The following is a 25,331-nucleotide window of genomic DNA, read 5'->3' on the forward strand; positions in this document are numbered from 1 at the left end:
ATGGGCGATAGTATTCTTTCTCAGGCTGAAATCGACGCGCTGTTGAACGGCGACAGCGACACCAAAGACGAACCCACTCCCGGTATCGCAAGCGATAGCGATATTCGCCCTTACGATCCCAATACCCAGCGTCGCGTCGTGCGTGAACGCTTGCAGGCGCTGGAGATTATTAACGAGCGTTTCGCACGCCAGTTCCGGATGGGATTATTTAACCTGCTGCGCCGCAGCCCGGATATTACCGTGGGCGCCATACGTATTCAGCCGTATCACGAATTTGCGCGTAACCTGCCGGTACCGACCAACCTGAACCTGATCCACCTGAAGCCGCTACGCGGCACCGGGCTGGTGGTGTTCTCGCCGAGTCTGGTGTTTATTGCCGTCGATAACTTGTTCGGCGGTGACGGCCGTTTTCCGACCAAAGTCGAGGGCCGCGAGTTTACCCATACGGAACAGCGTGTCATCAACCGTATGCTGAAACTGGCGCTGGAAGGCTATAGCGACGCATGGAAAGCCATTAATCCGCTGGAAGTGGAGTATGTGCGTTCCGAAATGCAGGTGAAATTTACCAATATCACCACCTCGCCGAACGATATCGTCGTCAATACGCCGTTTCATGTGGAGATCGGCAATCTGACCGGTGAATTTAACATCTGTCTGCCATTTAGCATGATCGAGCCGCTGCGTGAGCTGCTGGTGAATCCGCCGCTGGAAAACTCGCGCCATGAAGATCAGAACTGGCGTGATAACCTGGTACGTCAGGTTCAGCACTCTGAACTGGAGCTGGTAGCCAATTTTGCCGATATTCCGTTACGTCTTTCCCAGATTTTGAAGCTGAAACCCGGCGATGTACTGCCGATTGAAAAACCCGACCGCATTATTGCTCATGTGGACGGCGTTCCGGTACTCACCAGCCAATATGGCACCGTAAACGGACAGTATGCGCTACGCGTAGAACATTTGATCAACCCAATTTTGAATTCGCTGAATGAGGAACAGCCCAAATGAGTGACATGAATAATCCGTCCGATGAGAATACTGGCGCATTGGATGATCTGTGGGCTGACGCGTTAAACGAGCAAAAAGCGACCACCAATAAAAGCGCCGCCGACGCGGTTTTCCAACAGCTTGGCGGCGGCGATGTCAGCGGTGCTATGCAGGATATCGATCTGATTATGGATATCCCGGTCAAACTGACCGTAGAACTGGGCCGCACGCGAATGACCATTAAAGAACTGCTGCGTCTGACGCAGGGGTCGGTCGTCGCGCTGGACGGGCTGGCGGGCGAGCCGCTGGATATCCTGATTAATGGCTACCTGATTGCCCAGGGTGAAGTGGTCGTCGTGGCGGATAAATACGGCGTACGTATCACCGATATTATTACGCCATCCGAGCGTATGCGTCGTTTGAGTCGTTAATGATGAAGACAGAAGCCACGGTTTCTCAGCCCACCGCGCCAGCCGGATCGCCGCTCATGCAGGTGAGCGGCGCATTAATTGGCATTATTGCGCTCATTCTGGCGGCGGCCTGGGTGATTAAGCGTATGGGATTCGCGCCAAAAGGAAATAGCGTACGGGGACTCAAGGTGTCAGCCAGCGCCTCGCTTGGTCCGCGCGAACGCGTGGTGATTGTCGAGGTCGAAAATGCGCGTCTGGTACTGGGCGTGACCGCCTCGCAGATCAACCTGCTGCACACCCTCCCGCCCGCGGAGAATGACACGGAAGCACCCGTTGCCCCACCGGCGGATTTCCAGAACATGATGAAGAGCTTACTCAAGCGTTCCGGGAGATCCTGATGCGCCGTTTGTTATTCCTTTCTCTGGCGGGTCTGTGGCTTTTTAGTCCCGCCGCCGCTGCGCAACTGCCGGGGCTTATCAGCCAGCCATTAGCGGGCGGAGGCCAAAGCTGGTCATTATCCGTCCAGACTCTGGTTTTCATCACCTCGCTGACGTTTCTGCCGGCGATTTTACTGATGATGACGAGCTTCACGCGTATCATCATTGTTTTTGGCCTGTTGCGTAACGCGCTGGGCACGCCCTCGGCACCGCCAAATCAGGTGTTACTCGGACTGGCGTTGTTTTTGACCTTTTTTATTATGTCGCCCGTCATTGACAAGATTTACGTGGATGCTTACCAGCCGTTTAGCGAGCAGAAAATTTCTATGCAGGAAGCGCTGGATAAAGGCGCGCAACCGTTACGCGCGTTCATGCTGCGCCAAACCCGCGAAGCCGATCTGGCGCTGTTTGCCCGTCTGGCCAATAGCGGTCCGTTACAGGGACCGGAAGCAGTACCGATGCGTATCCTCCTGCCCGCTTATGTCACCAGCGAATTAAAGACGGCGTTTCAGATCGGTTTTACGATTTTCATCCCTTTTTTGATTATCGACCTGGTGATCGCCAGCGTATTGATGGCGTTAGGGATGATGATGGTGCCGCCAGCGACAATCGCCCTGCCGTTTAAGCTGATGCTGTTTGTGCTGGTCGATGGTTGGCAATTGCTTGTGGGGTCGCTGGCCCAAAGCTTTTACAGTTAGAGGCGCAAAATGACTCCTGAATCCGTCATGATGATGGGCACCGAGGCGATGAAAGTCGCTCTCGCCCTGGCTGCGCCGCTGTTACTCGTCGCGCTGATTACCGGCCTCATTATCAGCATCTTACAGGCCGCGACTCAGATTAATGAAATGACGCTGTCGTTTATCCCTAAAATCGTCGCGGTATTCATCGCAATTATCGTTGCCGGCCCGTGGATGCTCAACCTGCTGCTGGATTACGTGCGCACTCTGTTCAGCAATTTACCTTATATCATCGGATAAACAGAACGATGATCCAGGTTACAAGCGAGCAATGGCTATACTGGCTGCATCTCTATTTCTGGCCTTTGCTGCGCGTACTGGCGCTGATTTCAACGGCACCCATTCTCAGCGAGCGCGCTATTCCCAAGCGGGTAAAACTGGGGTTGGGAATAATAATTACCCTCGTTATTGCGCCGTCGCTACCGGCAAACGATACGCCGCTTTTTTCTATTGCCGCCTTATGGCTGGCGATGCAACAAATTCTGATCGGCATTGCGCTGGGATTTACCATGCAATTCGCCTTTGCGGCGGTGCGTACCGCAGGTGAGTTTATCGGTCTGCAAATGGGGCTTTCCTTTGCCACCTTCGTCGACCCGGGCAGCCACCTGAATATGCCGGTTCTGGCGCGTATTATGGATATGCTCGCCATGCTACTGTTTCTCACCTTTAATGGCCATTTGTGGCTTATTTCGCTGCTGGTCGATACCTTCCACACTCTGCCCATCGGTAGTAACCCGGTGAACAGTAATGCATTTATGGCGCTCGCCAGGGCCGGAGGACTCATTTTCTTAAACGGACTGATGCTGGCATTGCCGGTCATTACCCTCCTGCTTACGCTCAACCTGGCGCTGGGGCTATTAAACCGCATGGCGCCGCAGCTCTCGATATTTGTTATCGGTTTCCCGCTTACCCTCACCGTCGGCATTATGCTGATGGCCGCGCTAATGCCATTAATTGCGCCGTTTTGCGAACATTTATTCAGCGAAATTTTCAATTTGCTTGCTGATATTGTTAGCGAGATGCCGATAAATAATAACCCATAATTTTTATCCTGTTTTACTAAGGGTTATCCGAAAATAAATTTTAAAAAACATTCACCAGGATATATCCGCTGCCCCTTATTTGTTTTTACTTCACTCACATAACGCAACATTCACTTTACTTTAAGATGATTCCTGGCAAATTATATGTAACTTTACGGGATAGTAAGTTCGCCTGAAAAACCGCGTAAGCGTTGTCTAAGGTGACTATTCGTGTTCCGTCTGATTATGGTGAGTTATTCAGGTAAGGGGAATTATCGTTACGCATTGAGTGAGGGTATGCCATGTCAACGATTATTATGGATTTATGCAGTTACACCCGGCTAGGGTTAAGCGGGTATCTGGTCAGCAGAGGGGTGAAAAAAAGGGAAATCAACGACATCGAAACCGTTGACGAACTCGCTATCGCTTGTGGCGCGCATCAGCCTTCGGTGGTGTTTATTAATGAGGACTGTTTCATTCATACGCCTTCAGACAGTCAACAAATAAAGCAAATCATTAATCAACATCCTGACACGTTATTTATTGTTTTTATGGCAATTGCTAATGTGCATTTTGATGAATATTTATTAGTAAGAAAAAACTTATTGATTAGCTCAAAATCGATTAAACCTGACTCGCTGGATACCCTTCTTGGCGATATTCTGAAAAAAGAGTCGGGTATTTCAGGAACCATAAATTTACCAACATTATCGTTAAGTCGAACTGAATCCAGCATGTTGCGAATGTGGATGGAAGGTCAGGGAACCATTCAGATTTCTGACAGAATGAATATTAAAGCAAAAACAGTCTCCTCCCATAAGGGGAATATTAAACGAAAGATAAAAACGCATAATAAACAAGTGATCTATCACGTAGTGCGGCTGACAGATAACGTTACTAACGGCATTTTTGTTAACATGCGCTGAGACATCCGGACTGGCAATGTACCTCCAGTCCGGCTCAATTAGTCCTGCTCCGCCTTCTCGACAAAAATACCATCCTGGTGACCTGACTCATTGAAGAACCAGATGCCGAGCGGGTAATCCTCCAGCGAAACCAGGTACATTGTGCCTTCACTAAATTCTTCCACTGCCAGTACCACGCCCGGTCGGCGGGGACCGCCGTCCGTTTTAACGGTTACCCGATCATTCACCTTCATCATTTTCCTCCTGTCGCTTTGTGCCAGTGTAGAACAATTTTCTGCGTCTGACAGCGCCTTGCCGGCGTGTTTGCTGGTTTTCTCAACGGTCTATACTTAGGCTGTCAGGAACCTGCGAGGTAGTGAAGATGAAAACGGCAAAAGAGTACAGTGATACGGCCAAGCGCGAAGTGAGCGTCGATGTAGATGCGCTACTGGCGGCCATCAATGAAATCAGCGAAAGCGAGGTTCACCGTAGCCAGGAAGATCCTGAGCGGGTGAGCGTAGACGGACGGGAATATCATACATGGCATGAATTAGCTGAAGCATTCGAGCTGGATATTCATGATTTTAGTGTAACAGAAGTAAACCGTTAAAAATGGCTGAAAAAAATCCCGGCCCTACGGGTCGGGATCAAACTTGCTTATGCAAGAAGCACTTGAAAATTCGTTACACCAGGAAATCTGATGTGAGATTTACCTTATCTGCAATTTTTTTGCATGACAAGTAAATATTTTTTACATGAATGATTAAGTGCACTAATAGTTCGGCAGCAAAAGTGTGACAACGCATGTGCTGTCTGGAAGCGACGGGATCGGTTCCAGTTAGCGTTCGACTTCTTTCGAGTGTGCTTTAGGACTTTTCCTGGAAATAAGCCCGCCGTTGCAACGGAAAATGAGGAAAAAATGCTCTCAATCCATGACCCCTTGCTGATTTTTACCGATCTGGACGGCACATTGCTGAACAGCCACACTTTTGAGTGGCAGCCCGCGGCCCCCTGGCTTACACGCCTGCATGAAAGCGGCGTGCCCGTGATCCTCTGTAGCAGTAAAACCGCGGCTGAAATGCTCCAGCTCCAGACGACGTTAAATCTACAGGGACTGCCGCTGATTGCGGAAAACGGCGCGGTGATCCAACTGGACGTTCATTGGGAAGACCATCCCAACTATCCCCGCCTGATAGCCGGTATTTCTCACAACGAAATCCGCCTCGTCCTGCATAAGTTGCGTGAAAAGGAACAGTTTAAGTTCACCACGTTTGATGACGTTGACGATCAGGTGATAAGCGAATGGACGGGCCTAAACCGGGCACAGTCTGCCCTAACCCGTCTGCATGAAGCGTCGGTGTCGCTGATCTGGCGCGATAGCGATGAACGCATGGCGCAGTTTGTCGCCCGTTTAAATGACCTGGGACTGCAATTTGTCCATGGCGCTCGTTTCTGGCATGTGCTGGACGCCTCCGCCGGCAAAGATCAGGCTGCCAACTGGCTGATTGAAGCATATCGTCGGCAGTGGCGCGCGCGTCCTCTGACGTTGGGACTAGGAGACGGTCCCAATGATGCTCCCTTACTGGATGTGATGGATTATGCGGTTGTCGTTAAAGGGCTAAACCGGGAGGGCGTACATTTGCGTAACGACGATCCTCAGCGCGTCTACCGTAGCCAGAATGAAGGGCCGGATGGCTGGCGCGAAGGAATGGACTATTTCTTTTCCCGCTCCTGAGTCGCGTCGCTGGCGCAAATACGGTTACGTCCGGACTGTTTGGCGTAATAAAGCCGTTTGTCGGCCAGCGACTGCAACTGCTCAAAATCATAGTCGCCGTATTCCTCCGCGCTACTGATCCCCATTGACGCGCTGATACGAAGCGTCGTGCTTTTCGTCACCAGAATCTCTTTGTCATTAATGCGCTGGCGTATGCGTTCGGCAATCTGCAGCGCCTGCGCTTTCGTCGCGCCGGGCAGCACGATACAAAACTCTTCGCCCCCTACCCGTCCGGCGATGTCGTGCGCTCGAATGGTGCTGCCAATGAGCCCAGCGGCATGGGACAACACGCGATCGCCTGCCTGATGGCCAAAGCGATCGTTAACGCTTTTAAAATAATCTAAATCCAGCTGTATCACAGAAAATGGCTGGCGGGCTTCCCGGTAGCGCTTTGCCAGCCTGGACGCTTTTTCAAACAGCGCGCCACGGTTATATAGCCGGGTCAGCGGATCGTGCCATGCCTGCCATTGCAGCGAATTTTGCAGAACAAACATGTTTTTGACCATATGTCGAATAACGCCCCAGGAGATCAACAGCATCGCCGTAAAAAGCACCCATAACAGCGTCAGCGCGATACTAATACTGCCAAAATTCCCTTGGATGCCTTCACGTAATGTATGCACGCGCAGCAGGACGCCATCAAAATGATCCAGCCGCTCCCAGCTTACATAATGCGTTCCTAAACGCAGCCCGCCCAGGGTATCTTTTTCTATTTCACGCGCCAGTAAGGCGCGCTCACGGTCATTTAACGTATTCGCGGTTTGTTGTTCCGGCGCGGAGTCCGTCAACAAACGGAGATGGTTATCGTATAGCTGATATTCCCCTTCAATATCCTTTTCGGCCGCATCGCGCAGGAACCGCTGTAATGACGCGACGGGAATATCCATTGCCAGTACGCCATACCAGTAATTATCGTGATCCAGCGGTAGACTGGCCGTCACTTTTTTCTGCTCGTCAGTAACATAGGGCTGTGCGGAGGTAAACCACCGCACGCCGCGCTGTGGGTTACGCCGTTGGCTTTGCTCGATAAACCAGGGCTGGGTCACGTACTGATAGTAACGGGAGACAATATCGCTACCGTATGCCGTAGGAAGAGTTGAGAGGTAAAACCCTGAGCGAGAAACATACATCGTCTCCAGCGTCAGCATGGCGGATGAGCGCGCCAGACGCGCCAGATACCCTAACTCCAGAGTGGCGGTTAATTCATTTGCCAGGTCACGACTCTCCCGCGAAAGAAGCGTCGTCCGGGCGACAAATTGATCGGAAACGCCATATAACGGCAATGTCCGCCGCTTATCCAGCTCCAGTTGCCAGAAATGTCTGACGCGTCGTTGCTCAAACTGCGTCACCGCGCTTTGCAATGCGGAAAAAGCCAGCGGCGCCACCAGCGCTTCATGCATACCGTTGCGTAAAAAGATCAACCTGTCCATGTTGAATTGCAGTTGGCGGTCAAGGACATTCGCGACGCTCCCCAGATGATTGCGCTGACTGGCGACATACGCGTCTTTCAGTATCATCACTTCCCGCCAGGTAAGTAGCGTCGAGAACAGCATTACGATCAGAAAGCAGGTGTTGACGACATGACCGGGACCAAAACGCCGCGCCAGCTTTTTAAACCAGCCTTGATTATCTAACAGTGTTTCGTGCGGCACCCTGGTAACTCCTGGTTATTGATACAACGCCCCCTGATGGCTTACGGTAGCCAGACCTCATCAAGGGATACCACTCAATCCTGGCATAACCAGGTAGCAGCATGTCGCAGCGCGACGACTCTTTTTCTCCACAGCAAAACGCCCGGCATTAACCGGGCGTTTTGTCATCGGGCTTCGTCCCGCCCGCGCCTTTCCTTGCCTGGCACGAGCTCATTCTCATGGAATGCCTCCCGCTTTACGCCAAAACCATCATACCAGCGACACTCTACCATTCCGCTGGAATAACCGGTGACGATCATCCGGGGCCCACCCTCTTTCACGGTAACTTCCTCACTGACAGAAAAGACCATACCTGCCTCCTGTATCAGATGAAACGTTTTCACCTTAGACGAGGATGGGCAATTTTGCATAATTCATTGTAGAAAATCAGTGCGAAACACCGCGAATTTTCGCCACACCTTTCACCAGCGCCACCACAATGGCGCCGATAATAAAGCCGAGCACCAGATTCAGCCCCGCAGGGATCGTATGCGCCATGAAAGCCCCCTGCTGCTGCGCAAAATGTTCAATGGCATGGTGTAGCGGCGCAATACCGTGTACGACAATCCCGCCGCCGACCAGAAACATCGCCAGCGTACCGACAATGGATAATGCTTTCATTAACCAGGGCGCGGTAATCAGTAATCCTTTACCGACGCCCTGCGCCAACACGCTACGCTTTTCCGCCAGCCAGTACCCCATATCATCCAGTTTGACAATAATACCCACCAGGCCATACACGCCAATAGTCACAACCAAAGCAATCCCCGCCAGCACCAACACCTGATTAAGCAGCGGCGCCTGCGCGACAATCCCCAGGGTAATGGCCACAATTTCAGCGGACAGAATGAAATCGGTACGGACCGCCCCTTTTACTTTATCTTTTTCAAAGGCCAAAGGATCTTGCGCAGCCAGCGCCTCAAGACGTTTTTGCCGCTCCGCCGGGTCTTCTTTGTGTTTTCGCGCCTCAAAGGTATGCAGGACTTTTTCTACCCCTTCAAAGCAGAGAAACGCGCCGCCTAACATTAATAAAGGCGTAATGGCCCACGGGATAAATGCGCTTATCAGCAGCGCCAACGGCACCAGAATAACCTTGTTGATTAATGATCCTTTCGCCACGCTCCATACCACTGGCAGCTCGCGATTAGCGCGAACGCCGGTCACTTGCTGCGCATTGAGCGACAGGTCGTCCCCCAGTACGCCCGCGGTTTTTTTCGCGGCCAATTTGCCCATTACCGAAATATCGTCCAGCAGCGTGGCGATATCGTCGAGTAATGTCAGTAAGCTACTTCCTGCCAAAATGATTTCCTCGGTCTTTTCTTCTAAGACGTTAAGTATGTAGCAAAACGCGCAATGCCGAAACCGGCGGCGCGGGTCAACGCCTTTTTATTCCAAAAGGACAATTATAATGCTCGCCAGCATAATAATTTTGACGTTTACTATATTCACCCTTTTTATTTCACCGTGAGTGATTATGCGTTTCCGGCAGTTATTACCTCTTTTTGGCGCGCTTTTTGCCTTGTACATCATTTGGGGGTCTACCTATTTTGTTATCCGCATAGGCGTTGAAAGCTGGCCGCCGCTGATGATGGCAGGCGTACGTTTTCTCTCGGCGGGGATGTTGCTCATGGCGTTTTTGCTGCTGCGCGGCGAAAAACTTCCGCCGCTACGCCAGACCATCAACGCCGCGCTGATTGGTCTACTGCTGCTGGCGGTGGGTAACGGTCTGGTGACGGTGGCGGAGCATCAAAACGTGCCATCGGGCATTGCTGCCGTCGTGGTCGCCACTGTCCCGCTATTTACGCTGTGCTTTAGCTACTTTTTTGGTATTAAAACGCGCAAATTAGAATGGGTGGGGATTGCCATTGGACTTGCCGGGATTATTCTGCTGAACAGCGGCGGCAATTTAAGCGGCAATCCGTGGGGCGCGATTTTGATCCTGATAGGTTCGATGAGCTGGGCATTTGGTTCCGTTTACGGCTCGCGCATCGCCCTCCCTGTGGGCATGATGGCGGGTGCGATTGAAATGCTGGCGGCGGGCGTGGTATTGCTTTGCGCGGCGTTTCTTTCCGGCGAAAAGCTCGCCACGCTGCCTGGTTTATCGGGGTTTATGGCCGTCGGCTACCTGGCGTTGTTCGGTTCTATTATCGCCATTAATGCCTATATGTACCTGATTCGCAACGTCAGTCCGGCGCTGGCGACCAGCTACGCCTATGTGAATCCGGTTGTCGCCGTGTTGCTTGGCACTGGCCTGGGCGGCGAGAGGTTATCGCCCGTTGAATGGGCCGCGCTGGGTGTGATTGTGTTTGCCGTAGTGCTGGTGACTCTGGGTAAGTACCTGTTTCCTGTCAAGGCGGTGGTCACGCCGTGTAAAACGGAAGATTCACGCCAGTAGATGAATCCCCTGGGTGTCGATCTGCGCGCTGGCGCCGCCGCCGCAGATCCACTCTTCCAGGCGCTCCGCCAACGCCGCGTCGCTCAATTTCGCTCGCCCGCGCAAGGCGCACTCCCAGACGATCAGTACCCGCCAGCCAAGCGCCTGTAAACGCTGAATATCGCGCTCATCGCGCTCAACGTTCTTACCGATTTTTTCCAACCAGAAAGCCGTCCGCGTGGCCGGTACTTTGAACAGATAACAGTGGTGATGATGCCAAAAGCAGCCGTGAGTAAAAATCACACAATCATAGTCATTCACCACAAAGTCCGGCTTGCCCGGTAATGCCGCGTCCTGAGTATGAAACGTAATCCCCTGCGCGCTTAGCAGGCCGGCAAGACGTTTTTCAATAGCCGTATCGCGGGTCGCTATCGCGCGCATATTTTTACTGCGCGTGGCTTTATCGTGAACGTCCGCCATCTACCGTCTCTCTCTGACGCAGCGTCACCGCCTGGTGAATTTTGGGTTCCAGCAGCTTTGCTACCGCGGCAAATACCGGCACCACCACGGAGTTGCCAAACTGGCGATAGGCCTGCGTATCCGAGACAGGTATCCTGAACTGGTACGTTTGCGGCGCCTCAAATCCCATTAAACGCGCGCACTCTCTCGGCGTGAGTCGGCGGGGACGGTGTTGTTGGTTGCCAGCATCGTCGAAATTCACTTCGCCTTTCGCCATATCCCAACCACGATCGATCAGAATTTCGGCGCCATCTTTGTAGTAGCGAGCAGATAACGTGCGCGCCACACTTTCCGGATTGTCAGGATAAACCATGCCATAGCCAAAACCGTTTCCCCGCGCCTGGTGCTTTTTCGCGTAGCGATATAAATATTTCCACAGCACCGGCGTCAGGATATATTTGGCTTCGACGACGGGCTCCAGCAGCTCTGCTAACGTCGGACGGCGCGGTGGATAACAACGGGCGATATTGCGTAACGTAAAATCGGTTTTCAGGTTTAAATCGCGACGGAATTCCACCAACACAATACGTTCCCGATGCTGAGGAAGAAAGTGCTGCCCGTCGATAATTTTCGGATCGTCCGGGCCATTGTCAGCGGCATCCGCCACGTCATATCCCAGTTCATCGAGCGTTTGCATAATAATGCGGAAGGTGTTGCCCTGGTCGTGACTTTTAAGGTTTTTCACGTTTTCCAGCACAAACAGCGCGGGGCGGCGAGCGTCGATAATTCTTACGACATCAAAAAATAACGTCCCCTGAGTCTCGCAGGCAAAGCCGTGGGCGCGGCCCAGCGCATTTTTCTTGGAAACGCCCGCCAGAGAAAATGGCTGACAGGGAAAGCCCGCCAGCAGGACATCATGTTGCGGAATATGCTGGCGAATGTGTTCCGCCGCCTCATCATCGCTGACCCCTTCCCGGTGGCTCAATGTGATATCGCGGATATCTTCATTAAAGCGATGTTGCAGCGGATCGCAAAAATAGTTCGCTTTATATGTCCGTACCGCGTGCTTATTCCATTCGCTGGTAAACACGCACTGTCCGCCTATCGCTTCAAATCCGCGGCGAATGCCGCCGATGCCCGCGAAGAGATCGATAAAGCGAAAGGCGTAATGCGGATGATGCGCTGGCGGCGTCGGCAACTCTGTTTTAAGACAGGTGAGTTCATTGTCGCTCAAACGATGCCATGCCGCGTTCATCATTACGCGCTTGAAGATGGCCGGGCTCCAGTGCTGTTCGCCCAGGCCGTTAAGGTGCGCCACCAGCGTTTTAACATCATAGATTTCCAGCAATTGACTCAGCATCGCCTGGATCTCGCTTCCGGCGTCGTCGGCGATGAGGTTCCGGGCGTGTGTTACTGAAATATTTTCCTGCATACATTTAACCGGCCAAAAATAATTGCCGACAGACTAACATAAAATGACGCGGTTTACGTTTCAGCGACAGGGGTTACTGATGCGTAGCAAACATCTGGATGACCGCCTCATCCCGTGTTTCATAGTCGCCTTTCAGCTCAGCGCTCAGTTTCGCCATGTACAACACCAGAAAATCCGCATTACGCTGCGCCAGGGACTTGCCCCGTTCGGTCTGCATCGTCAGCGGCAGTTGCAGCAGTTTGGTTTGAAAATGGTCGAGCGCGAATTGCTTATCGTTAAGAGGCCGTCTGTCGGCAAAGGGATCGTCGGCATCAAACAGCGCGACGCCCAGCGCGCCGGAGACCGCGAAGACCCGCGCCAGACCAATGGCGCCCAACGCCTCCAGCCTGTCTGCATCCTGTACGATTTTTGCCTCTGGCGTGGTAGGCGCAATTTTTGCGCTGAAGCTATGCGCTTCGATAGCATGGCAAATGCCCGCCAGTTTTTCTGCCGGAAAGTCAGGAAAATCCCGCAGAAAAATACGCCGGGTTTCTGCCGCCGCCAGAATGGAAGAACGATGCCGCTGCGGATGATTTTTCGCCAGGCTGACGATGTCATGGAAATAACATGCCGATAGCACCACCAGCCAGTCGACAGGACTGTTTTCCCCCAGCGTTTGCGCGGTTGCCCAAACACGACGAAAATGGAAGATGTCATGGGCGGCATCCTGCTCCTGGTGGTGGTGACGTAGCCAGTCTTCAAACTGCGATTGCCAGTATCCTGAGTCCATACGCCCTCTCTTTATAGCAGACCATTTTTATTACATGCCTGAGCACAGGGTTCGCTATCCTGACATATCCGCCACCACTTTACATCCCTGCGTGCTTGCGCGTTTCTGGCTTAGTGTCGGCGGGATACCCCCTGTTTTTGCGAGGCCGGGTGTACCAGGCAATACTCCCCAGAATAAGCCAGACGACGCCCAGCGAAAGCGCGTTAAGCCATTTTTCCGTTGCGCTGCCAGGAGTGCTGATTGGGCCGAGAACCGGCTCGGTTTGTATGGCGGGCATCAGCCACACGCAACGCGCCATCGCCCAGATGAAGTAGCCGCAAAAGGTATAAAAAACCCATAACGCCAATTTACCGCCTATGCTACGGGTGGCGTTGTCCTCCCTGGTACTCAAACTTTACTCCGCTTTTGTGATGTAAGTCATATGACATTAATTACATTATAATGTGATATTAGTCACATTTCGACCATAAAATACCTTATCCACCTGTTCTGGTTATTCATTTCAAAAATGGTTTATTCTCAGATAATGTTGCGCCTGGCGCTGAACCTGCTGTTAAATAAGGGGATGGTGATTGAATCGCATTCTGATATGGAATAACCTATAACCAGAACAACTTATTTTTGCCCACCGCGATAGCGTTTTATTTTATTAGTATTAAATGTCAGAATGATTCGGTTATTAGCCTTTTATCATTTATTTTATCATTACCCACATTACCGGCATTTATGCCGGTTTTTTTTATGCTTTTTCATAATCGAAACATCAAACACATATAAAAAGCAAATTATATTCACATCAATAATTATCAAGTAAAAATACATAACTTACTGATAAAAAATGATAATTATAGAATATACATTCTTGGTTACTTATATAATCAGTATTATAAAAAACCAAATAGAAACAAATTGAAATATTTTAAATACCTTTGTTACATGTTATTTTTTAAATTCCATGAACTTCATAGAATAGTATCAATTTGTAGTTTTGTTGAAGTGGCTACATATTCATATAAATTATTATCATAAGGGAATACATAATGAACAGAAAAGTTCTGGCACTGCTTGTCCCGGCGTTATTAGTGGCAGGCGCAGCAAATGCGGCTGAAGTTTATAATAAAAATGGCAACAAACTCGACCTGTACGGCAAAGTTGATGGTCTGCGTTACTTCTCTGACAATGCAGGCGACGACGGCGACCAGTCCTACGCCCGTTTTGGCTTTAAAGGCGAAACGCAGATTAACGATATGCTGACCGGCTATGGTCAGTGGGAATACAACATTAAGGTAAACACCACCGAAGGCGAAGGTGCAAACTCCTGGACTCGTCTGGGCTTTGCCGGTCTGAAATTCGGCGAGTACGGCTCTTTCGATTATGGCCGTAACTATGGCGTTATCTACGACGTTGAAGCCTGGACCGATGTGCTGCCGGAATTCGGCGGCGACTCTTACACCCAGACCGATGTCTATATGCTGGGCAGAACCAACGGCGTTGCCACCTACCGTAATACCGACTTCTTCGGTCTGGTGGACGGCCTGAACTTCGCGTTGCAGTACCAGGGTAATAACGAAGATCCTGGCGCAGGCGAAGGAACAGCCAACGGCAGCGATGCAAATAGTGGTTCTCGCAAACTGGCCCGTGAAAACGGCGACGGTTTCGGTATGTCTACCTCCTACGACTTTGACTTCGGGTTAAGCCTGGGTGCGGCCTACTCCTCCTCTGACCGTACGGACAATCAGGTTACTAGTGGGCGTAATGATGGCCATCATTACTATGCCAATAGCTATGCCGGCGGTGAAACTGCCGAAGCCTGGACCGTAGGTGCCAAATATGACGCCTACAATGTTTACCTGGCGGCCATGTACGCTGAAACCCGCAACATGACCTATTATGGCGGCGGCGATGGCGGTAATGGCGGTATCGCTAACAAAACCCAGAACTTTGAAGTGGTTGCGCAGTATCAGTTCGATTTCGGTCTGCGTCCGTCCATCGCCTACTTGCAGTCTAAGGGCAAAGATTTAGGCGGTCAGGAAGTCCATCGTGGCAACTGGCGTTACACCGACAAAGATCTGGTTAAATATGTTGACGTCGGTATGACTTACTACTTCAACAAAAATATGTCCACCTACGTTGATTATAAAATCAACCTGCTGGACGAAGATGATGACTTCTACGCAAACAACGGTATTGCAACCGATGATATCGTAGGTGTTGGTCTGGTCTACCAGTTCTAAGACGCTTTATGTTATTCAAGCCCGTGCTTAGCGCGGGCTTGTTATTATAGGGCAAGAATTAAATAACGGATAACGGCGCAAAGACAGGTGACCTGGCTTCATCGGATAGATGAGGACAACGTCGCTCTTTTCAGGCGCTGTCTGCAAGAGAAATAACACTTTTGAGGAAAAGAAAATGCCACTATAGATGATGGATGTCAGCGTCTATAGATGATAATCATCCGGGCATAAAAAAAGCTCCTGTACGGAGCTAATATGAGTTATTTTCTAAAATCTGGCGGAACCTGCCCTGAGCGAATATATAATCCAACATTATCAAAAGTGATCATGGTTGACTTACAAAAAATACATTTCGCGCCAAACGGGTTTTGCTCAGTAACATCGAATGTCGATGTTCTGTATTGTGAACCATGGCAACATGGACACCGGAAGTGAATTTTATTAGTAATATCAGTTGCCTTAAAGCGCCACAACGTTGACCGCTGATGGACCTTTTGGTCCCTGCTCTACTGAAAACTCCACTTCCTGATTTTCATTCAGAGTGCGGAATTCATTACTTTGAATGGCGGAAAAATGCACAAACACATCTTTGCTGCCATCTTTAGGCGTAATGAAACCAAAGCCCTTTTCAGGGTTAAACCATTTTACTAAACCAGTGATTTTCGTCGTCATAATATTGTTACCTTTTGAATGAGCCCTTGGGCGAAATGGCCTGAAGAAAATTATCAGAGAGAAAAAAACCTAAAGGAGATCTCAAGAGGAACAAATGATGAGAAATATTACAATCACTACTTCAGATAAGTTTGTATCAAACCGCACAACCATTAACGCATGGTTAACTGAACATAGCAAGCTTTAGTTTTGTTAAAAAAATATTAATTGTTTTTTAGCATTATCACGCTGATTGCCATACTCTTTTTTATCTATGCTCGTCGCTACGGCTGAAACCTGGCGTAAATAAGTTACGTCTCACAACGCTTACATAGCAATAAACGAGCAATAAACGCGCCACATTTCCTGATGTCGTAAACCAGGATACATGCGCCTCATCGTGAGAGGTTCCTGTGATCTTGTGCGACCAAAAGAATGGGGACGATTTGGCAACTATCTCAGGCATTGATCGCACAAGTTACTTAACACGCAGTAGATCAGAGTATCTTGTGGTGTACCGAGGCGAAAGCATTTCTCGCTTCATAGCCCACTGTTGCGACATCCCCTGCCCGGCGAAGTACAGCGTCCCCTTCCCGTCTTTTGCGTTAAGATGGTCCAGTACTTCCATCAACTTCGCACTACCGGCGCGCGGCGCGTTATCGTCGAAAAGGTTGAGTTGCGCTACGCCCTGACTGAAGAAGTCACCCAGCATCACCCCCGCTTTCTGGTAGCGATGGCCGTCGCGCCAGATTTTATCCAGACATTTCACAGCCGCATTGATAATGTCGCGTGAATCCTGCGTGGGGGTGAGAAGCGTCACCGCGGCGCTGTTACCGTAGTAGGGCTCGTTCAGGGCAAAGGGGGATGTTTTGACGAATGTTGAGATGAAACGGCAGTACTGGTGCTCGCCGCGGAGTTTTTCTGCCGCGCGCGCAGCGTAGCTGTAAATAGCCTGGCGCATTTCCTCATAGTCTGTGACCCGCTCGCCGAAAGAGCGGCTACAAACGATTTCCTGCTTTGCCGGCGCAAACTCTTCAAGCTCCAGACATGGCTCTCCGCGAAGCTCTCTCACGGTACGCTCCAGCACGACATTGAAGTGTTTCCTGATGATCCAGGTACTTTGTTCAGAGAGATCGAGAGCAGTCTTGATGCCCAGGGCATTGAGCTTCTTACTGATACGCCTGCCGACACCCCAGACATCCTCTACGGGTATCAGGGCCAGCAGCCGACGCTGGCGATCGATGTTCGATAGGTCAACCACCCCGCCGGTCTGGCGCTGCCACTTTTTCGCAGCATGATTAGCCAGCTTGGCAAGGGTTTTCGTCTGGGCAATGCCTACACCGACAGTCAGGTGCGTGCGCTTCAGGACCGTCGCTCTTATCTCGCGCCCGAAATCTGTCAGATCCCGGCAGTTTCGTACCCCCATCAGATCACAAAAAGCCTCATCAATGCTGTAAATTTCTACCCGCGGCACCATCTCCTCGAGTGTGGTCATTACCCGGTTCGACATATCAGCGTAAAGCTCGTAATTACTGCTGAAGCAAACAACACCGGATCGCCGGAAGCGTTCTTTCTGTTTGAAGTATGGCTCACCTGGTGCGATACCGAGCTGTTTCGCCTCGGCGCTACACGCGATAACGCAGCCATCATTGTTTGATAACACCACCACCGGTCGGCCACATAAATCAGGACGAAAGACCGTTTCGCAGGAGGCGTAAAAGCTATTAACATCGCAGAGCGCGAACATAATCAACTGACCGCTTTAATGATAAAGGTCACCACCCCGAATATGTCGAGCGTGTCTTCACTGCCGACAGGTATAGGTCGATAGGCGCCGTTCATGGGGATTAACTGCACTGTCGGGCGCAACTGCAACCGTTTTACGGTGAACTCTCCTTCAATTGCCGCAATTACAATGTCACCGTGGTCAGCGTTCCGTGAGCTATCCACCACCAGCAGGTCACCGTCGCTGATGCCGGCTTCAATCATTGAATCACCCGTGGCTTTGACAAAATATGTTGAGCTGGGATGAGAAACGAGCAACTCATTAAGATCGATACGCTGCTCAATGTAGTCCGCCGCGGGGCTGGGGAATCCACACGGCACTAAGTAACTGAAAAATGGGAGAGGAATAATTTCGCGCAACTCTATAGGTCTGAAAAATTCCATAATTCATACCTCTAATACTGTTTTTATATACAGTAGTATTATTTAAACATGCGCGCAAGATACCGGAGTCGCTACGGCTGTTTAAATCTTCGTCGCTTCGTTTGTAAGTTTCTCTCTCAGTTCAAATTATGGGTTTTGTAAATTTTCCGGTTGTATTGTCATGTGCGCATATTTAAGCCAGCCTGGAGGCCAGATTTTCTGTACAGCGTCGACAGTCCCGCAGCGTAAGTTATCGCCACGCGCCAGCGCGTTTCCCTGACAGCAAGTAATCTTTTGCCTGGCGACCATGTCTACAGGGGAACATTTCGGGCAACAGGCCGGGTGCGATGATTACCGAGGACGACGGCGTTAAGTCGCCGCGAGTGACATCACTGTGAATCCCGATGGGGTACGGCGAAAGACCGGGGCTGAAAACCAGGAGTTGACTTATAATCGAAAAGTAAAAATCACACCATCACTGGCCCCCTCTTCTGGCAGAAAAAGCATAAGATGGCAATACGTTTTTCACGTACTATTCTAACAGAATATTCTAAGTGTATTCTAAGTGTGAGACTGATCGCTGAAAGAAGATGAGCTAAGTGTTTGAATTGTGGCGGAGAGAGGGGGATTTGAACCCCCGGTAGAGTTGCCCCTACTCCGGTTTTCGAGACCGGTCCGTTCAGCCGCTCCGGCATCTCTCCGTATATTGCAATGATGCCAGGTAATTTGGCATTTTAACAGACCCTATTCGGGTAATTTTGTTCAAGTGACGAGTTTACGAGCAAAACGATGATTAAGTGGCCCTGGAAAGCACAAGAAATAACCCAGAACGAAGACTGGCCGTGGAATGATGCGCTGGCTATACCTCTTCTGGTAAACCTCACCGCGCAAGAACAGGCTCGGCTTATTGCGCTAGCCGAACGTTTTTTGCAGCAGAAAAGACTGGTAGCGCTACAGGGATTTGAGCTCGACTCGTTAAAAAGTGCGCGTATTGCGTTAATTTTTTGCTTACCGATCCTGGAGCTCGGTATTGAGTGGCTTGATGGTTTTCATGAAGTGCTCATTTATCCCGCGCCCTTTGTGGTAGATGATGAATGGGAAGATGACATAGGTCTGGTGCACAGCCAGCGTGTCGTACAGTCGGGGCAAAGCTGGCAACAAGGGCCCATCATTCTGAACTGGCTGGATATCCAGGACTCGTTCGATGCTTCGGGTTTCAACCTCATTATTCATGAAGTCGCGCACAAACTGGATATGCGTAATGGCGATCGCGCCAGCGGCATCCCTTTCATCCCGTTGCGCGATGTGGCTGGCTGGGAACACGATCTCCACGCGGCAATGAATAATATTCAGGATGAAATCGATCTTGTTGGCGAAAGCGCTGCCAGTATAGATGCCTATGCCGCCACCGACCCTGCAGAATGTTTTGCCGTGTTGTCAGAGTATTTTTTCAGCGCGCCAGAACTGTTTGCTCCGCGTTTCCCGGCGCTATGGCAGCGTTTTTGCCAGTTCTATCGCCAGGATCCTTCTCAGCGCTTACGGGTAAGCGCTGCCGAAGGCGACTACGGCGAGGAATCCGAACATTAATTCCTCACTTTGTGGGTTAATTAACCAATTGAATTGGCGCGTTAATTTTACTGTTGACACGTTATAGCTGGCCCAGTATTATGCGCCTCGTTGAAACAATTCCTCTGTAGTTCAGTCGGTAGAACGGCGGACTGTTAATCCGTATGTCACTGGTTCGAGTCCAGTCAGAGGAGCCAATTTTTAGTTTCGGGACATCCCAGCGAGTCCGGAGACGCTTAAAAAACAAGAACTTATCTTTACCCGGCTGACCTGCGAAGGTCTACTGGGTTTCTTGACATCCATAGTTTTTGGAGGCTTAATCGGGGGCCTCACGGTTCGGTGAGAAAATGGAGCCCCCCGCTATGGCACTCACTGATACCGCTATCCGCAAGACTAAACCCACTGAGAAACCCTTCAAACTGGCAGACAGTTCAGGACTGTACCTGCTGATCAAACCCAACGGCTCAAAACTCTGGTACATGAAGTACCGCATTGACGGGAAAGAGAAGAAGCTGGCCTTTGGCCCCTACCCGGATGTTTCCCTGTTCAAAGCGCGTCAGCTACGCGATGCCGCACGCGCCAGAGTGCGTGAAGGGGCCGATCCTGCCGCTGATAAGAAGATCGCGCAGCAGAAGAAGAAAAACGGACATACCTTCCGCCAGATCGCCATGAACTGGCACGCCGATCACCGACGCTGGTCTGCGCATTATGCCGCAACTATCCAGCGCAGGCTGGAAATGTATATTTTCCCGGATATCGGGGACAGATACATCGATCAGATCGTCACGGAAGATTTGCTGTTTACCTTGCGCAAGGTGGAAAGCAAAGGCTTTCTGGAGATCACCGCGCGGCTGAAAAATTACGTCACCGAGATCATGCGCTATGCGGTGAAAAAGCAGCTAATCAAATCAAACCCAGCGCTGGATCTGGACGGCGAGTTCACACCGCCGGAGACGCAGCATTACCCGGCCCTGCCCCTTGAGAAGCTGCCTGAACTGTTATCCCGGACGGATAGCTACCCCGGCAGGTGTTTTTCGTGCGCTCCAGCGAACTGCGCTTTGCCCGCTGGAGTGAAATCGACTGGCAGCAGAAGTTATGGATAATCCCGGAAGAACGGGAGCAGATCGAGAACGTCAAATTTTCTCATCGCGGTACAAAAATGAAAACACAGCACATCGTTCCGCTGTCCGATCGGGCTATTGCGATTTTAAAGCAAATTGAAGCGCTCTCCGGTCATCTGGCGTTTATCTTCCCCGGCGAATACGATCAGGATAAATGTATGAGCGACAACACCATTAACAAGGCGTTGCGCGTGATGGGCTACGATACTAAACAAGAGATCTGCGGCCACGGCTTCCGGGCGATGGCGTGCAGTGCGCTGAGCGAGTCGGGACTGTGGAGCAAAGAGGCCATTGAAAAACAAATGAGCCATCAGGAAAGAAACAGTGTACGAGCCGCCTATATTCATAAGGCTGAATATCTGGAAGAGCGGATCGCGATGATGCAGTGGTGGGCGAATTATCTGGATACGAATCTCAACGGGTATATTTCACCGTATCAGTTTGCCAGTCGGCTGAAAAAAGCATCGTAATAGAAATTTTTGTTAAAGGGGGAACGGGTGTTCCCCCTTTGGTGCGTTTCAATCCGTGAATTACTTCAGCAGATCAATCAGCCGCAGTAGAGCCAGTAAAAGCTCCAGTACGGCGATGAGCACAACCAGCTTATGCGTCAGTGTGTCCATCCGCTCTCCTTTTGAAAGGAGCGCAACGCCTGCATCTTACCCTTACACTGCCTGTCGGTGCAGGTGTACATTTGTTGGAACATACTGCCACGCTCCAGACCGGGGCACTGCCTGCGGCACCACCCGTCCGGCAGTCAGGGCTTGAAATCGGTCTGATCTGAAGCCTGACAATCCCAACGGCTGGCATTATAGAACTCCACTGGTGATTTGCAATGGGTTATGAAGACAGCTATAATTTGGACGTTGGAACGTACTGCCACGCAACGCCGCTCAGGTCGCCATCCGCAGCCTGAGAGCGAAAAATAAAGAACCCTGCCTCACCAGCAGGGTTTTTTATTTTCTGCGATCGGCCTTCCAGAGTGTCTCTTGATGTTGGCAGCTAATCGCGGTATCTTTTACCCGCACCTGCAAAAGCGGGTGCCGGGTTTGACAGCCTGAACCACAAAGCGGACAGCCGCTCATTTTTTAATGCGGTTTTTTTGTGTCCGTAATGAACCGAGTTACGTCCATATTATGGTGGGGCGTAGCGGGGGAGCGTTCGCGCTCGCCGGTTTCTTTGTGGCCGGTCTGTCAACCCTGTTACGTCTCACCACCCCGTTTGACAGCGTCTGGTGAGGTTTGCAAAACTACACAAAGAGGCTGCCTTATGGCTACTACCCCAAACCAGATACACCCGTTACTTGCTGTTTCCTTCAATGCCGCTACAGACTTTACCGTACTGGCTAATCATTGTGAAAATTTCGCCGAAACCCTGATTGAAAACAACGATCCTACGTTGAAAATGGCGCTTTGTGGCAGGATCAACGCCTGTCTGACATTATTGCAACCCACGCTGCTTGATCCGGTTCCTCCTCATCTTGTTGAAAGTCTGACCGTCGATACCCTTCCTACCAGCTATTCCCGCTTCGGGCCGGAATGCACCGAGATTTGTAACTACTGCCTTGCCCTGACCCAAACGCTGACTGGACAGGGATTTTCCTCTGAAACGGAAAAATATCTTAGCTGGCTGCTGTACGACCTGATCAATTACTTCGCTGCGGAAATGAAAGCCCCGCGCTGGCTGCGTACCGATGACGGCGTAAAGTTTATTGACGAGGTGGCCGCATGATGCAACCAGACTGGCACTCTGCCGACATTATCGCGGCGCTGAAAAAGCGGGGAACGTCGCTTTCTGCACTTTCCCGTCAGGCGGGGCTGGCATCCTCCACGCTGGCGAATGCACTGATAAGGCACTGGCCCAAAGGTGAAAGACTGATAGCTGAAAAGTTAGGCGTTGCGCCTGAGCAAATCTGGCCGTCCCGTTATCTCAGACCACGTTAAAACAGACTCTCCCGATCTTTTGTCAGCTCTGCTGGCGGAAGATCGGGAGAAGGCAAGCGAAGCGCGGCAGGCTGTCATTCACAGAATGACGAAAAAATCCACAAACAATTCAATTTTCGAAAAAAAGGTTTCCCCTTTTCATTCGCGTAAAACGGTTGTAATCTCGCTCCTGCCCTATGCTGTCGTCGACAGCGCCCAATGCTTCACGACCTGAAAGAAGCGCCTGACCTGTCAGGAAACGGTTGATCCCTTTACCGGTGCAGACCTCTGCAAACACCGGGCTGCAAGACATTGCGGCGGAGGTTCAGATACATTCTTTAACTGCGCCAGTCCATCGGCTGTAATTCCACCCAACCGGAAATCACCTGGTTTTACGGCTCACTTACACCTGCTGAATTTCAGCGCCTTTTACCTGCGCCAGATCTCTGGCCAATACTGCACCATGGCGGAAACTTTCCGTTAACCCCTGCACCTGCTGCAAAGCCAGAGCCTTTTACTTTACGGGCTGCGGCCTGCATTGCCGTAAGGCTTTGCTGCCGCGTGACCGTCAATCTGCGCCAGAATCCGCGATCTTTCGCGCCCGGCACTCAACCGGTGCGTCACTTTGCATCGCGCAAAGCGACAAAGTGACGCACAACCACCACACCGCGCCATGCCACTGTTTTCAGGGCTTCTGCGCATATTCCCTAATCTGATACGTCCTTTTTGGACCGCTGTCAGCAAAAAAGAGGAGAAAAAGATCGATACCGAGGGGGGCATGATGCCCCGGAGAATCCCCTGCTCACTCAGGCAGCCTGTACCGCGTACAGTCTGAAACTCCCTATACCTCAACAAGCTGCCACTCCGGCGTGAAGGTATCGTTCTGGCGCAGCCAAAAAGCATACGCCGGAGACCGTTTGTGTTCGCAAAATCATGGGAGAAGTGTATGGGTAAGTTAGGCGGTGAAATGAAGGCGCTGGCAAAACATTGTGGCGGCAGCCATAAAACGCTGAACGATCGCATTCATATCGTGCAACGTTTTGACCAGCATTTACGGGCGCTGAACGTCCAGATCCAGCGGGTGGCACAGATTAAGGTTCGCCACATTGAAAGCTATATTCATGAAAGGCTGGCGCAGGGGATCGGTAAACGCACGCTGCAAAATGAAGTGGCCTCGCTGCGTGCCGTGCTGCAACAGGCCGGGCGTAAGCAAGTGGCAGAACATGAGCGGTTGACTAACAAATCGCTGGGTTTGTCTGGTGCATCGCGCAATGGTACGCGACAGGCTATTACGCCGGAGCATTACCGTAATGTGCTGGAAACGGCCCGCGCAAAAGATCCTGGACTGGCAGCAGCACTGGAGATGTCGCGGTTGATGGGATTACGTTCACAGGAGGCGGTGCAAAGCGCACGATCACTGAAAACCTGGAAACAGGCCGTTGAACGTGGTGACACTCGCTTAACCGTGGTTTTCGGCACCAAAGGCGGACGCCCCCGGGAAACGGTAATTCTGGATGCTGGCGCAGTCAGAAAGGCACTGGATAATGCGTTAGTTGTCGCAGAAGACCATAATAACCAGCTGATCGATAAGCCCGATCTGAAAAGCGTAATGGACTACTGGCACAATCAGGCGGCGCGTATGGGTCTGACTGGCGCATACTCCCCACATTCCCTGCGCTACGCGTGGGCGCAGGATGCCATTCGTCACTATCTGGCGCAAGGGTTTAGCAGGAAAGAGGTGCTGGCAATAGTGGCGATGGATCTGGGGCATGGTGATGGGCGTGGGCGGTATGTGGCACAAGTGTACGGATAGTATGAGTCGGCTAGTGATGCCGAGTGATATCTGACTCAAAATCAGGCTACCGATGTTGTATCCCGACAAGCCCGGCAGTACTTATTTCTTCAGATTTGCTTGTCACCAATTGCTAGTTTAAGGCACGACAACTCTGTGGCATTATTGATAAAACACATGCCTAAGTGTAACACTCCACTACCAATTTCGCGGAAAGCCTGCTCCAGTAGATTAGCCGATTCAGTACTGATTGGACGCACACCATCTATCACTTGTCTCATTTTAAATGCAAAGCCAAAGCGTAAAGCATCCTCTTTGGAGACTAATGGCATACTTGAATTGCGTAATATCCTAACCCAGTCATCCACGCCTGCTGCTACACACAATCCTATAAATATTACGCTATCCTTAGGGGGATGTTCTTTTGTTGCATCCCATTCGGCCATTAATTTAAGTGCATCACTCATTGTTACATAATTCATTTTTTATTGTTGTTAATGCTATAAGATATTATTTAGTGTGAGGATAAAGCCTGATCCATTGTGGATAAGTCATTGTCTGTGGCACTGGGCCGACTGCACTGGCTCGCTTACGCCAACTAGTTCCGATATTTGGCATTCCTAACGATTCAGCGGGCTTCATCCATAAAACTACCGTACAGCGGCATCCATCGTGATGCGGTGGCATATGTACATTGCCGCTCTCAATTTCCTCCCACCGGTAATTACGTCCATCAAGAGAACCGCAAGTATTACACGTTTTCCAATCCAGAGTGGCCACCATGGTTATTCCATTTGCCAAATCACCATGTGATGCTTTTGTATAGGTCATAAGATGTATGTCCTTCCTGCAATTCTAATGGCGCGAGAATATCTTAAAGAATATTTGGGGTTTTGTTTATAGGTG

Annotated in this window: 29 protein-coding genes, 2 tRNA genes and 1 pseudogene; 17 read left to right on the plus strand and 15 right to left on the minus strand. The window is 50.8% G+C overall.

All coding sequences use genetic code 11. The features are described from left to right. The 7 genes from fliM (at position 1) to rcsA (ending at position 4,516) form a co-directional block, all read left to right on the plus strand. A complete protein-coding gene (gene fliM / locus ACLD4K_RS16835) occupies positions 1-1,005 on the plus strand; it encodes a flagellar motor switch protein FliM (protein WP_000502811.1) in 1,005 nt (334 codons plus the stop codon). Then, positions 1,002-1,415 carry a flagellar motor switch protein FliN gene (fliN, locus tag ACLD4K_RS16840; RefSeq protein ID WP_001282111.1) on the plus strand — a complete coding sequence of 138 codons (414 nt, stop codon included), beginning with the start codon at positions 1,002-1,004 and terminating at the stop codon, positions 1,413-1,415. Before fliM ends, fliN begins: the two co-directional genes overlap by 4 nt. Beyond that, the gene (gene fliO / locus ACLD4K_RS16845; protein WP_000978276.1) at positions 1,415-1,792 is read left to right on the plus strand and encodes a flagellar biosynthetic protein FliO; all 378 of its coding nucleotides are present in this window, start codon (positions 1,415-1,417) and stop codon (positions 1,790-1,792) included. The genes fliN and fliO overlap by 1 nt, the downstream gene beginning before the upstream one ends. After that, positions 1,792-2,529 carry a flagellar type III secretion system pore protein FliP gene (gene fliP / locus ACLD4K_RS16850; protein ID WP_001253411.1) on the plus strand — a complete coding sequence of 246 codons (738 nt, stop codon included), beginning with the start codon at positions 1,792-1,794 and terminating at the stop codon, positions 2,527-2,529. Before fliO ends, fliP begins: the two co-directional genes overlap by 1 nt. Positions 2,530-2,538: 9 nt before the next feature. Next, complete coding sequence (gene fliQ, locus ACLD4K_RS16855) at positions 2,539-2,808, plus strand: flagellar biosynthesis protein FliQ (protein WP_000187355.1); 270 nt, start codon at positions 2,539-2,541, stop codon at positions 2,806-2,808. Positions 2,809-2,816: 8 nt separating this feature from the next. Beyond that, positions 2,817-3,611, plus strand: a complete 795-nt coding sequence (gene fliR / locus ACLD4K_RS16860) for a flagellar biosynthetic protein FliR (protein WP_024798919.1) — start codon at positions 2,817-2,819, stop codon at positions 3,609-3,611. A gap of 281 nt (positions 3,612-3,892) precedes the next feature. Further along, a complete protein-coding gene (gene rcsA / locus ACLD4K_RS16865; RefSeq protein ID WP_000103974.1) occupies positions 3,893-4,516 on the plus strand; it encodes a transcriptional regulator RcsA in 624 nt (207 codons plus the stop codon). Between the two features lie 38 nt (positions 4,517-4,554). On the opposite strand, the gene dsrB is transcribed toward rcsA, so the two are convergent. Next, positions 4,555-4,749: a protein DsrB gene (gene dsrB / locus ACLD4K_RS16870; RefSeq protein ID WP_000867218.1), complete on the minus strand. Its 195-nt coding sequence runs from the start codon at positions 4,747-4,749 to the stop codon at positions 4,555-4,557. 128 nt (positions 4,750-4,877) lie between these two features. Between dsrB and yodD the strand changes: the two genes are divergently transcribed. Together yodD and ACLD4K_RS16880 are read left to right on the plus strand one after the other, a co-directional pair. Then, positions 4,878-5,105, plus strand: coding sequence for a YodD family peroxide/acid resistance protein (gene yodD, locus ACLD4K_RS16875; RefSeq protein ID WP_000844798.1), 228 nt, complete (start codon positions 4,878-4,880; stop codon positions 5,103-5,105). A 309-nt stretch (positions 5,106-5,414) separates the two neighbouring features. After that, the gene (locus tag ACLD4K_RS16880; RefSeq protein ID WP_000948794.1) at positions 5,415-6,230 is read left to right on the plus strand and encodes a mannosyl-3-phosphoglycerate phosphatase-related protein; all 816 of its coding nucleotides are present in this window, start codon (positions 5,415-5,417) and stop codon (positions 6,228-6,230) included. Here ACLD4K_RS16880 and dgcQ read toward each other — a convergent pair. The 3 genes from dgcQ to ACLD4K_RS16895 form a co-directional block, all read right to left on the minus strand. Beyond that, entirely contained in the window at positions 6,209-7,921 is a 1,713-nt protein-coding gene (dgcQ, locus tag ACLD4K_RS16885) for a cellulose biosynthesis regulator diguanylate cyclase DgcQ (RefSeq protein ID WP_001119833.1), read from the minus strand. The two genes, ACLD4K_RS16880 and dgcQ, sit on opposite strands and share 22 nt — an antisense overlap. 164 nt (positions 7,922-8,085) lie before the next feature. Continuing rightward, a complete protein-coding gene (locus tag ACLD4K_RS16890) occupies positions 8,086-8,271 on the minus strand; it encodes a YodC family protein (RefSeq protein ID WP_001521741.1) in 186 nt (61 codons plus the stop codon). A gap of 76 nt (positions 8,272-8,347) precedes the next feature. After that, positions 8,348-9,265, minus strand: coding sequence for a DUF808 domain-containing protein (locus tag ACLD4K_RS16895; RefSeq protein WP_411012200.1), 918 nt, complete (start codon positions 9,263-9,265; stop codon positions 8,348-8,350). 169 nt (positions 9,266-9,434) lie between these two features. Here ACLD4K_RS16895 and yedA point away from each other — a divergent pair, with 169 nt between their 5' ends. Further along, entirely contained in the window at positions 9,435-10,355 is a 921-nt protein-coding gene (gene yedA / locus ACLD4K_RS16900) for a drug/metabolite exporter YedA (RefSeq protein WP_001212264.1), read from the plus strand. On the opposite strand, the gene ACLD4K_RS16905 is transcribed toward yedA, so the two are convergent. The 4 genes from ACLD4K_RS16905 to drpB form a co-directional block, all read right to left on the minus strand. Next, entirely contained in the window at positions 10,344-10,814 is a 471-nt protein-coding gene (locus ACLD4K_RS16905) for a very short patch repair endonuclease (protein WP_219558732.1), read from the minus strand. The two genes, yedA and ACLD4K_RS16905, sit on opposite strands and share 12 nt — an antisense overlap. Next, positions 10,795-12,225: a DNA cytosine methyltransferase gene (locus tag ACLD4K_RS16910; protein ID WP_411012190.1), complete on the minus strand. Its 1,431-nt coding sequence runs from the start codon at positions 12,223-12,225 to the stop codon at positions 10,795-10,797. Before ACLD4K_RS16910 ends, ACLD4K_RS16905 begins: the two co-directional genes overlap by 20 nt. A gap of 73 nt (positions 12,226-12,298) precedes the next feature. Next, positions 12,299-12,994 carry a phosphohydrolase gene (locus tag ACLD4K_RS16915; protein WP_411012191.1) on the minus strand — a complete coding sequence of 232 codons (696 nt, stop codon included), beginning with the start codon at positions 12,992-12,994 and terminating at the stop codon, positions 12,299-12,301. Between the two features lie 79 nt (positions 12,995-13,073). Continuing rightward, positions 13,074-13,385 carry a cell division protein DrpB gene (drpB, locus tag ACLD4K_RS16920; RefSeq protein WP_411012192.1) on the minus strand — a complete coding sequence of 104 codons (312 nt, stop codon included), beginning with the start codon at positions 13,383-13,385 and terminating at the stop codon, positions 13,074-13,076. Positions 13,386-14,034: 649 nt separating this feature from the next. Between drpB and ompS1 the strand changes: the two genes are divergently transcribed. Continuing rightward, positions 14,035-15,228: a porin OmpS1 gene (gene ompS1, locus ACLD4K_RS16925; protein ID WP_411012193.1), complete on the plus strand. Its 1,194-nt coding sequence runs from the start codon at positions 14,035-14,037 to the stop codon at positions 15,226-15,228. 260 nt (positions 15,229-15,488) lie between these two features. Here ompS1 and ACLD4K_RS16930 read toward each other — a convergent pair whose 3' ends face one another. From ACLD4K_RS16930 to ACLD4K_RS16950, 5 genes are all read right to left on the minus strand, one after another. After that, complete coding sequence (locus tag ACLD4K_RS16930; RefSeq protein ID WP_024131109.1) at positions 15,489-15,677, minus strand: hypothetical protein; 189 nt, start codon at positions 15,675-15,677, stop codon at positions 15,489-15,491. A 10-nt stretch (positions 15,678-15,687) separates the two neighbouring features. After that, positions 15,688-15,900, minus strand: coding sequence for a cold shock domain-containing protein (locus tag ACLD4K_RS16935; protein ID WP_000208509.1), 213 nt, complete (start codon positions 15,898-15,900; stop codon positions 15,688-15,690). A gap of 457 nt (positions 15,901-16,357) precedes the next feature. Further along, positions 16,358-17,626 (minus strand): Y-family DNA polymerase, encoded by a 1,269-nt coding sequence (locus ACLD4K_RS16940; protein WP_064013310.1) that lies wholly within the window; start codon positions 17,624-17,626, stop codon positions 16,358-16,360. Positions 17,627-17,628: 2 nt separating this feature from the next. Continuing rightward, entirely contained in the window at positions 17,629-18,048 is a 420-nt protein-coding gene (locus ACLD4K_RS16945; RefSeq protein WP_023200548.1) for a translesion error-prone DNA polymerase V autoproteolytic subunit, read from the minus strand. Between the two features lie 590 nt (positions 18,049-18,638). Then, a tRNA-Ser gene (locus ACLD4K_RS16950) sits at positions 18,639-18,728 on the minus strand. A gap of 88 nt (positions 18,729-18,816) precedes the next feature. Between ACLD4K_RS16950 and mtfA the strand changes: the two genes are divergently transcribed. The 6 genes and pseudogenes from mtfA (at position 18,817) to ACLD4K_RS16980 (ending at position 24,446) form a co-directional block, all read left to right on the plus strand. Continuing rightward, the gene (mtfA, locus tag ACLD4K_RS16955; protein WP_023214916.1) at positions 18,817-19,614 is read left to right on the plus strand and encodes a DgsA anti-repressor MtfA; all 798 of its coding nucleotides are present in this window, start codon (positions 18,817-18,819) and stop codon (positions 19,612-19,614) included. 100 nt (positions 19,615-19,714) lie between these two features. After that, positions 19,715-19,790: transfer RNA gene (locus ACLD4K_RS16960), tRNA-Asn, on the plus strand. 165 nt (positions 19,791-19,955) lie between these two features. Further along, positions 19,956-21,184, plus strand: a pseudogene (locus ACLD4K_RS16965) (tyrosine-type recombinase/integrase). A 796-nt stretch (positions 21,185-21,980) separates the two neighbouring features. After that, positions 21,981-22,442, plus strand: coding sequence for a hypothetical protein (locus ACLD4K_RS16970; RefSeq protein WP_411012194.1), 462 nt, complete (start codon positions 21,981-21,983; stop codon positions 22,440-22,442). Beyond that, positions 22,439-22,654 carry a helix-turn-helix domain-containing protein gene (locus ACLD4K_RS16975; RefSeq protein ID WP_411012195.1) on the plus strand — a complete coding sequence of 72 codons (216 nt, stop codon included), beginning with the start codon at positions 22,439-22,441 and terminating at the stop codon, positions 22,652-22,654. Before ACLD4K_RS16970 ends, ACLD4K_RS16975 begins: the two co-directional genes overlap by 4 nt. Positions 22,655-23,579: 925 nt before the next feature. Then, positions 23,580-24,446: an integrase domain-containing protein gene (locus ACLD4K_RS16980; protein ID WP_411012196.1), complete on the plus strand. Its 867-nt coding sequence runs from the start codon at positions 23,580-23,582 to the stop codon at positions 24,444-24,446. A gap of 89 nt (positions 24,447-24,535) precedes the next feature. Here the strand turns inward: ACLD4K_RS16980 and ACLD4K_RS16985 are convergent, their stop codons facing one another. Continuing rightward, positions 24,536-24,892, minus strand: coding sequence for a hypothetical protein (locus ACLD4K_RS16985; protein WP_411012197.1), 357 nt, complete (start codon positions 24,890-24,892; stop codon positions 24,536-24,538). A gap of 43 nt (positions 24,893-24,935) precedes the next feature. Then, positions 24,936-25,256: a phage minor head protein gene (locus ACLD4K_RS16990; RefSeq protein WP_411012198.1), complete on the minus strand. Its 321-nt coding sequence runs from the start codon at positions 25,254-25,256 to the stop codon at positions 24,936-24,938. Positions 25,257-25,331 lie beyond the last annotated feature (75 nt).

The sequence above is a fragment of the Salmonella sp. 741265055_HSA genome (genome assembly GCF_046569525.1).
Classification (GTDB): Bacteria; Pseudomonadota; Gammaproteobacteria; order Enterobacterales; family Enterobacteriaceae; genus Salmonella; species Salmonella enterica.

What these genes read in the sequence shown, in the direction of transcription:
- fliM (WP_000502811.1), top strand. Translation starts at nt 1, where the DNA reads ATGGGCGATAGTATTCTTTCTCAGGCTGAAATCGACGCGCTGTTGAAC.
- fliN (WP_001282111.1), top strand. Translation starts at nt 1,002, where the DNA reads ATGAGTGACATGAATAATCCGTCCGATGAGAATACTGGCGCATTGGAT.
- fliO (WP_000978276.1), top strand. Translation starts at nt 1,415, where the DNA reads ATGATGAAGACAGAAGCCACGGTTTCTCAGCCCACCGCGCCAGCCGGA.
- fliP (WP_001253411.1), top strand. Translation starts at nt 1,792, where the DNA reads ATGCGCCGTTTGTTATTCCTTTCTCTGGCGGGTCTGTGGCTTTTTAGT.
- fliQ (WP_000187355.1), top strand. Translation starts at nt 2,539, where the DNA reads ATGACTCCTGAATCCGTCATGATGATGGGCACCGAGGCGATGAAAGTC.
- fliR (WP_024798919.1), top strand. Translation starts at nt 2,817, where the DNA reads ATGATCCAGGTTACAAGCGAGCAATGGCTATACTGGCTGCATCTCTAT.
- rcsA (WP_000103974.1), top strand. Translation starts at nt 3,893, where the DNA reads ATGTCAACGATTATTATGGATTTATGCAGTTACACCCGGCTAGGGTTA.
- dsrB (WP_000867218.1), bottom strand. Translation starts at nt 4,749, where the DNA reads ATGAAGGTGAATGATCGGGTAACCGTTAAAACGGACGGCGGTCCCCGC.
- yodD (WP_000844798.1), top strand. Translation starts at nt 4,878, where the DNA reads ATGAAAACGGCAAAAGAGTACAGTGATACGGCCAAGCGCGAAGTGAGC.
- ACLD4K_RS16880 (WP_000948794.1), top strand. Translation starts at nt 5,415, where the DNA reads ATGCTCTCAATCCATGACCCCTTGCTGATTTTTACCGATCTGGACGGC.
- ACLD4K_RS16890 (WP_001521741.1), bottom strand. Translation starts at nt 8,271, where the DNA reads ATGGTCTTTTCTGTCAGTGAGGAAGTTACCGTGAAAGAGGGTGGGCCC.
- yedA (WP_001212264.1), top strand. Translation starts at nt 9,435, where the DNA reads ATGCGTTTCCGGCAGTTATTACCTCTTTTTGGCGCGCTTTTTGCCTTG.
- ACLD4K_RS16905 (WP_219558732.1), bottom strand. Translation starts at nt 10,814, where the DNA reads ATGGCGGACGTTCACGATAAAGCCACGCGCAGTAAAAATATGCGCGCG.
- ACLD4K_RS16910 (WP_411012190.1), bottom strand. Translation starts at nt 12,225, where the DNA reads ATGCAGGAAAATATTTCAGTAACACACGCCCGGAACCTCATCGCCGAC.
- ACLD4K_RS16915 (WP_411012191.1), bottom strand. Translation starts at nt 12,994, where the DNA reads ATGGACTCAGGATACTGGCAATCGCAGTTTGAAGACTGGCTACGTCAC.
- ompS1 (WP_411012193.1), top strand. Translation starts at nt 14,035, where the DNA reads ATGAACAGAAAAGTTCTGGCACTGCTTGTCCCGGCGTTATTAGTGGCA.
- ACLD4K_RS16935 (WP_000208509.1), bottom strand. Translation starts at nt 15,900, where the DNA reads ATGACGACGAAAATCACTGGTTTAGTAAAATGGTTTAACCCTGAAAAG.
- ACLD4K_RS16940 (WP_064013310.1), bottom strand. Translation starts at nt 17,626, where the DNA reads ATGTTCGCGCTCTGCGATGTTAATAGCTTTTACGCCTCCTGCGAAACG.
- ACLD4K_RS16945 (WP_023200548.1), bottom strand. Translation starts at nt 18,048, where the DNA reads ATGGAATTTTTCAGACCTATAGAGTTGCGCGAAATTATTCCTCTCCCA.
- mtfA (WP_023214916.1), top strand. Translation starts at nt 18,817, where the DNA reads ATGATTAAGTGGCCCTGGAAAGCACAAGAAATAACCCAGAACGAAGAC.
- ACLD4K_RS16970 (WP_411012194.1), top strand. Translation starts at nt 21,981, where the DNA reads ATGGCTACTACCCCAAACCAGATACACCCGTTACTTGCTGTTTCCTTC.
- ACLD4K_RS16975 (WP_411012195.1), top strand. Translation starts at nt 22,439, where the DNA reads ATGATGCAACCAGACTGGCACTCTGCCGACATTATCGCGGCGCTGAAA.
- ACLD4K_RS16980 (WP_411012196.1), top strand. Translation starts at nt 23,580, where the DNA reads ATGGGTAAGTTAGGCGGTGAAATGAAGGCGCTGGCAAAACATTGTGGC.
- ACLD4K_RS16985 (WP_411012197.1), bottom strand. Translation starts at nt 24,892, where the DNA reads ATGAGTGATGCACTTAAATTAATGGCCGAATGGGATGCAACAAAAGAA.
- ACLD4K_RS16990 (WP_411012198.1), bottom strand. Translation starts at nt 25,256, where the DNA reads ATGACCTATACAAAAGCATCACATGGTGATTTGGCAAATGGAATAACC.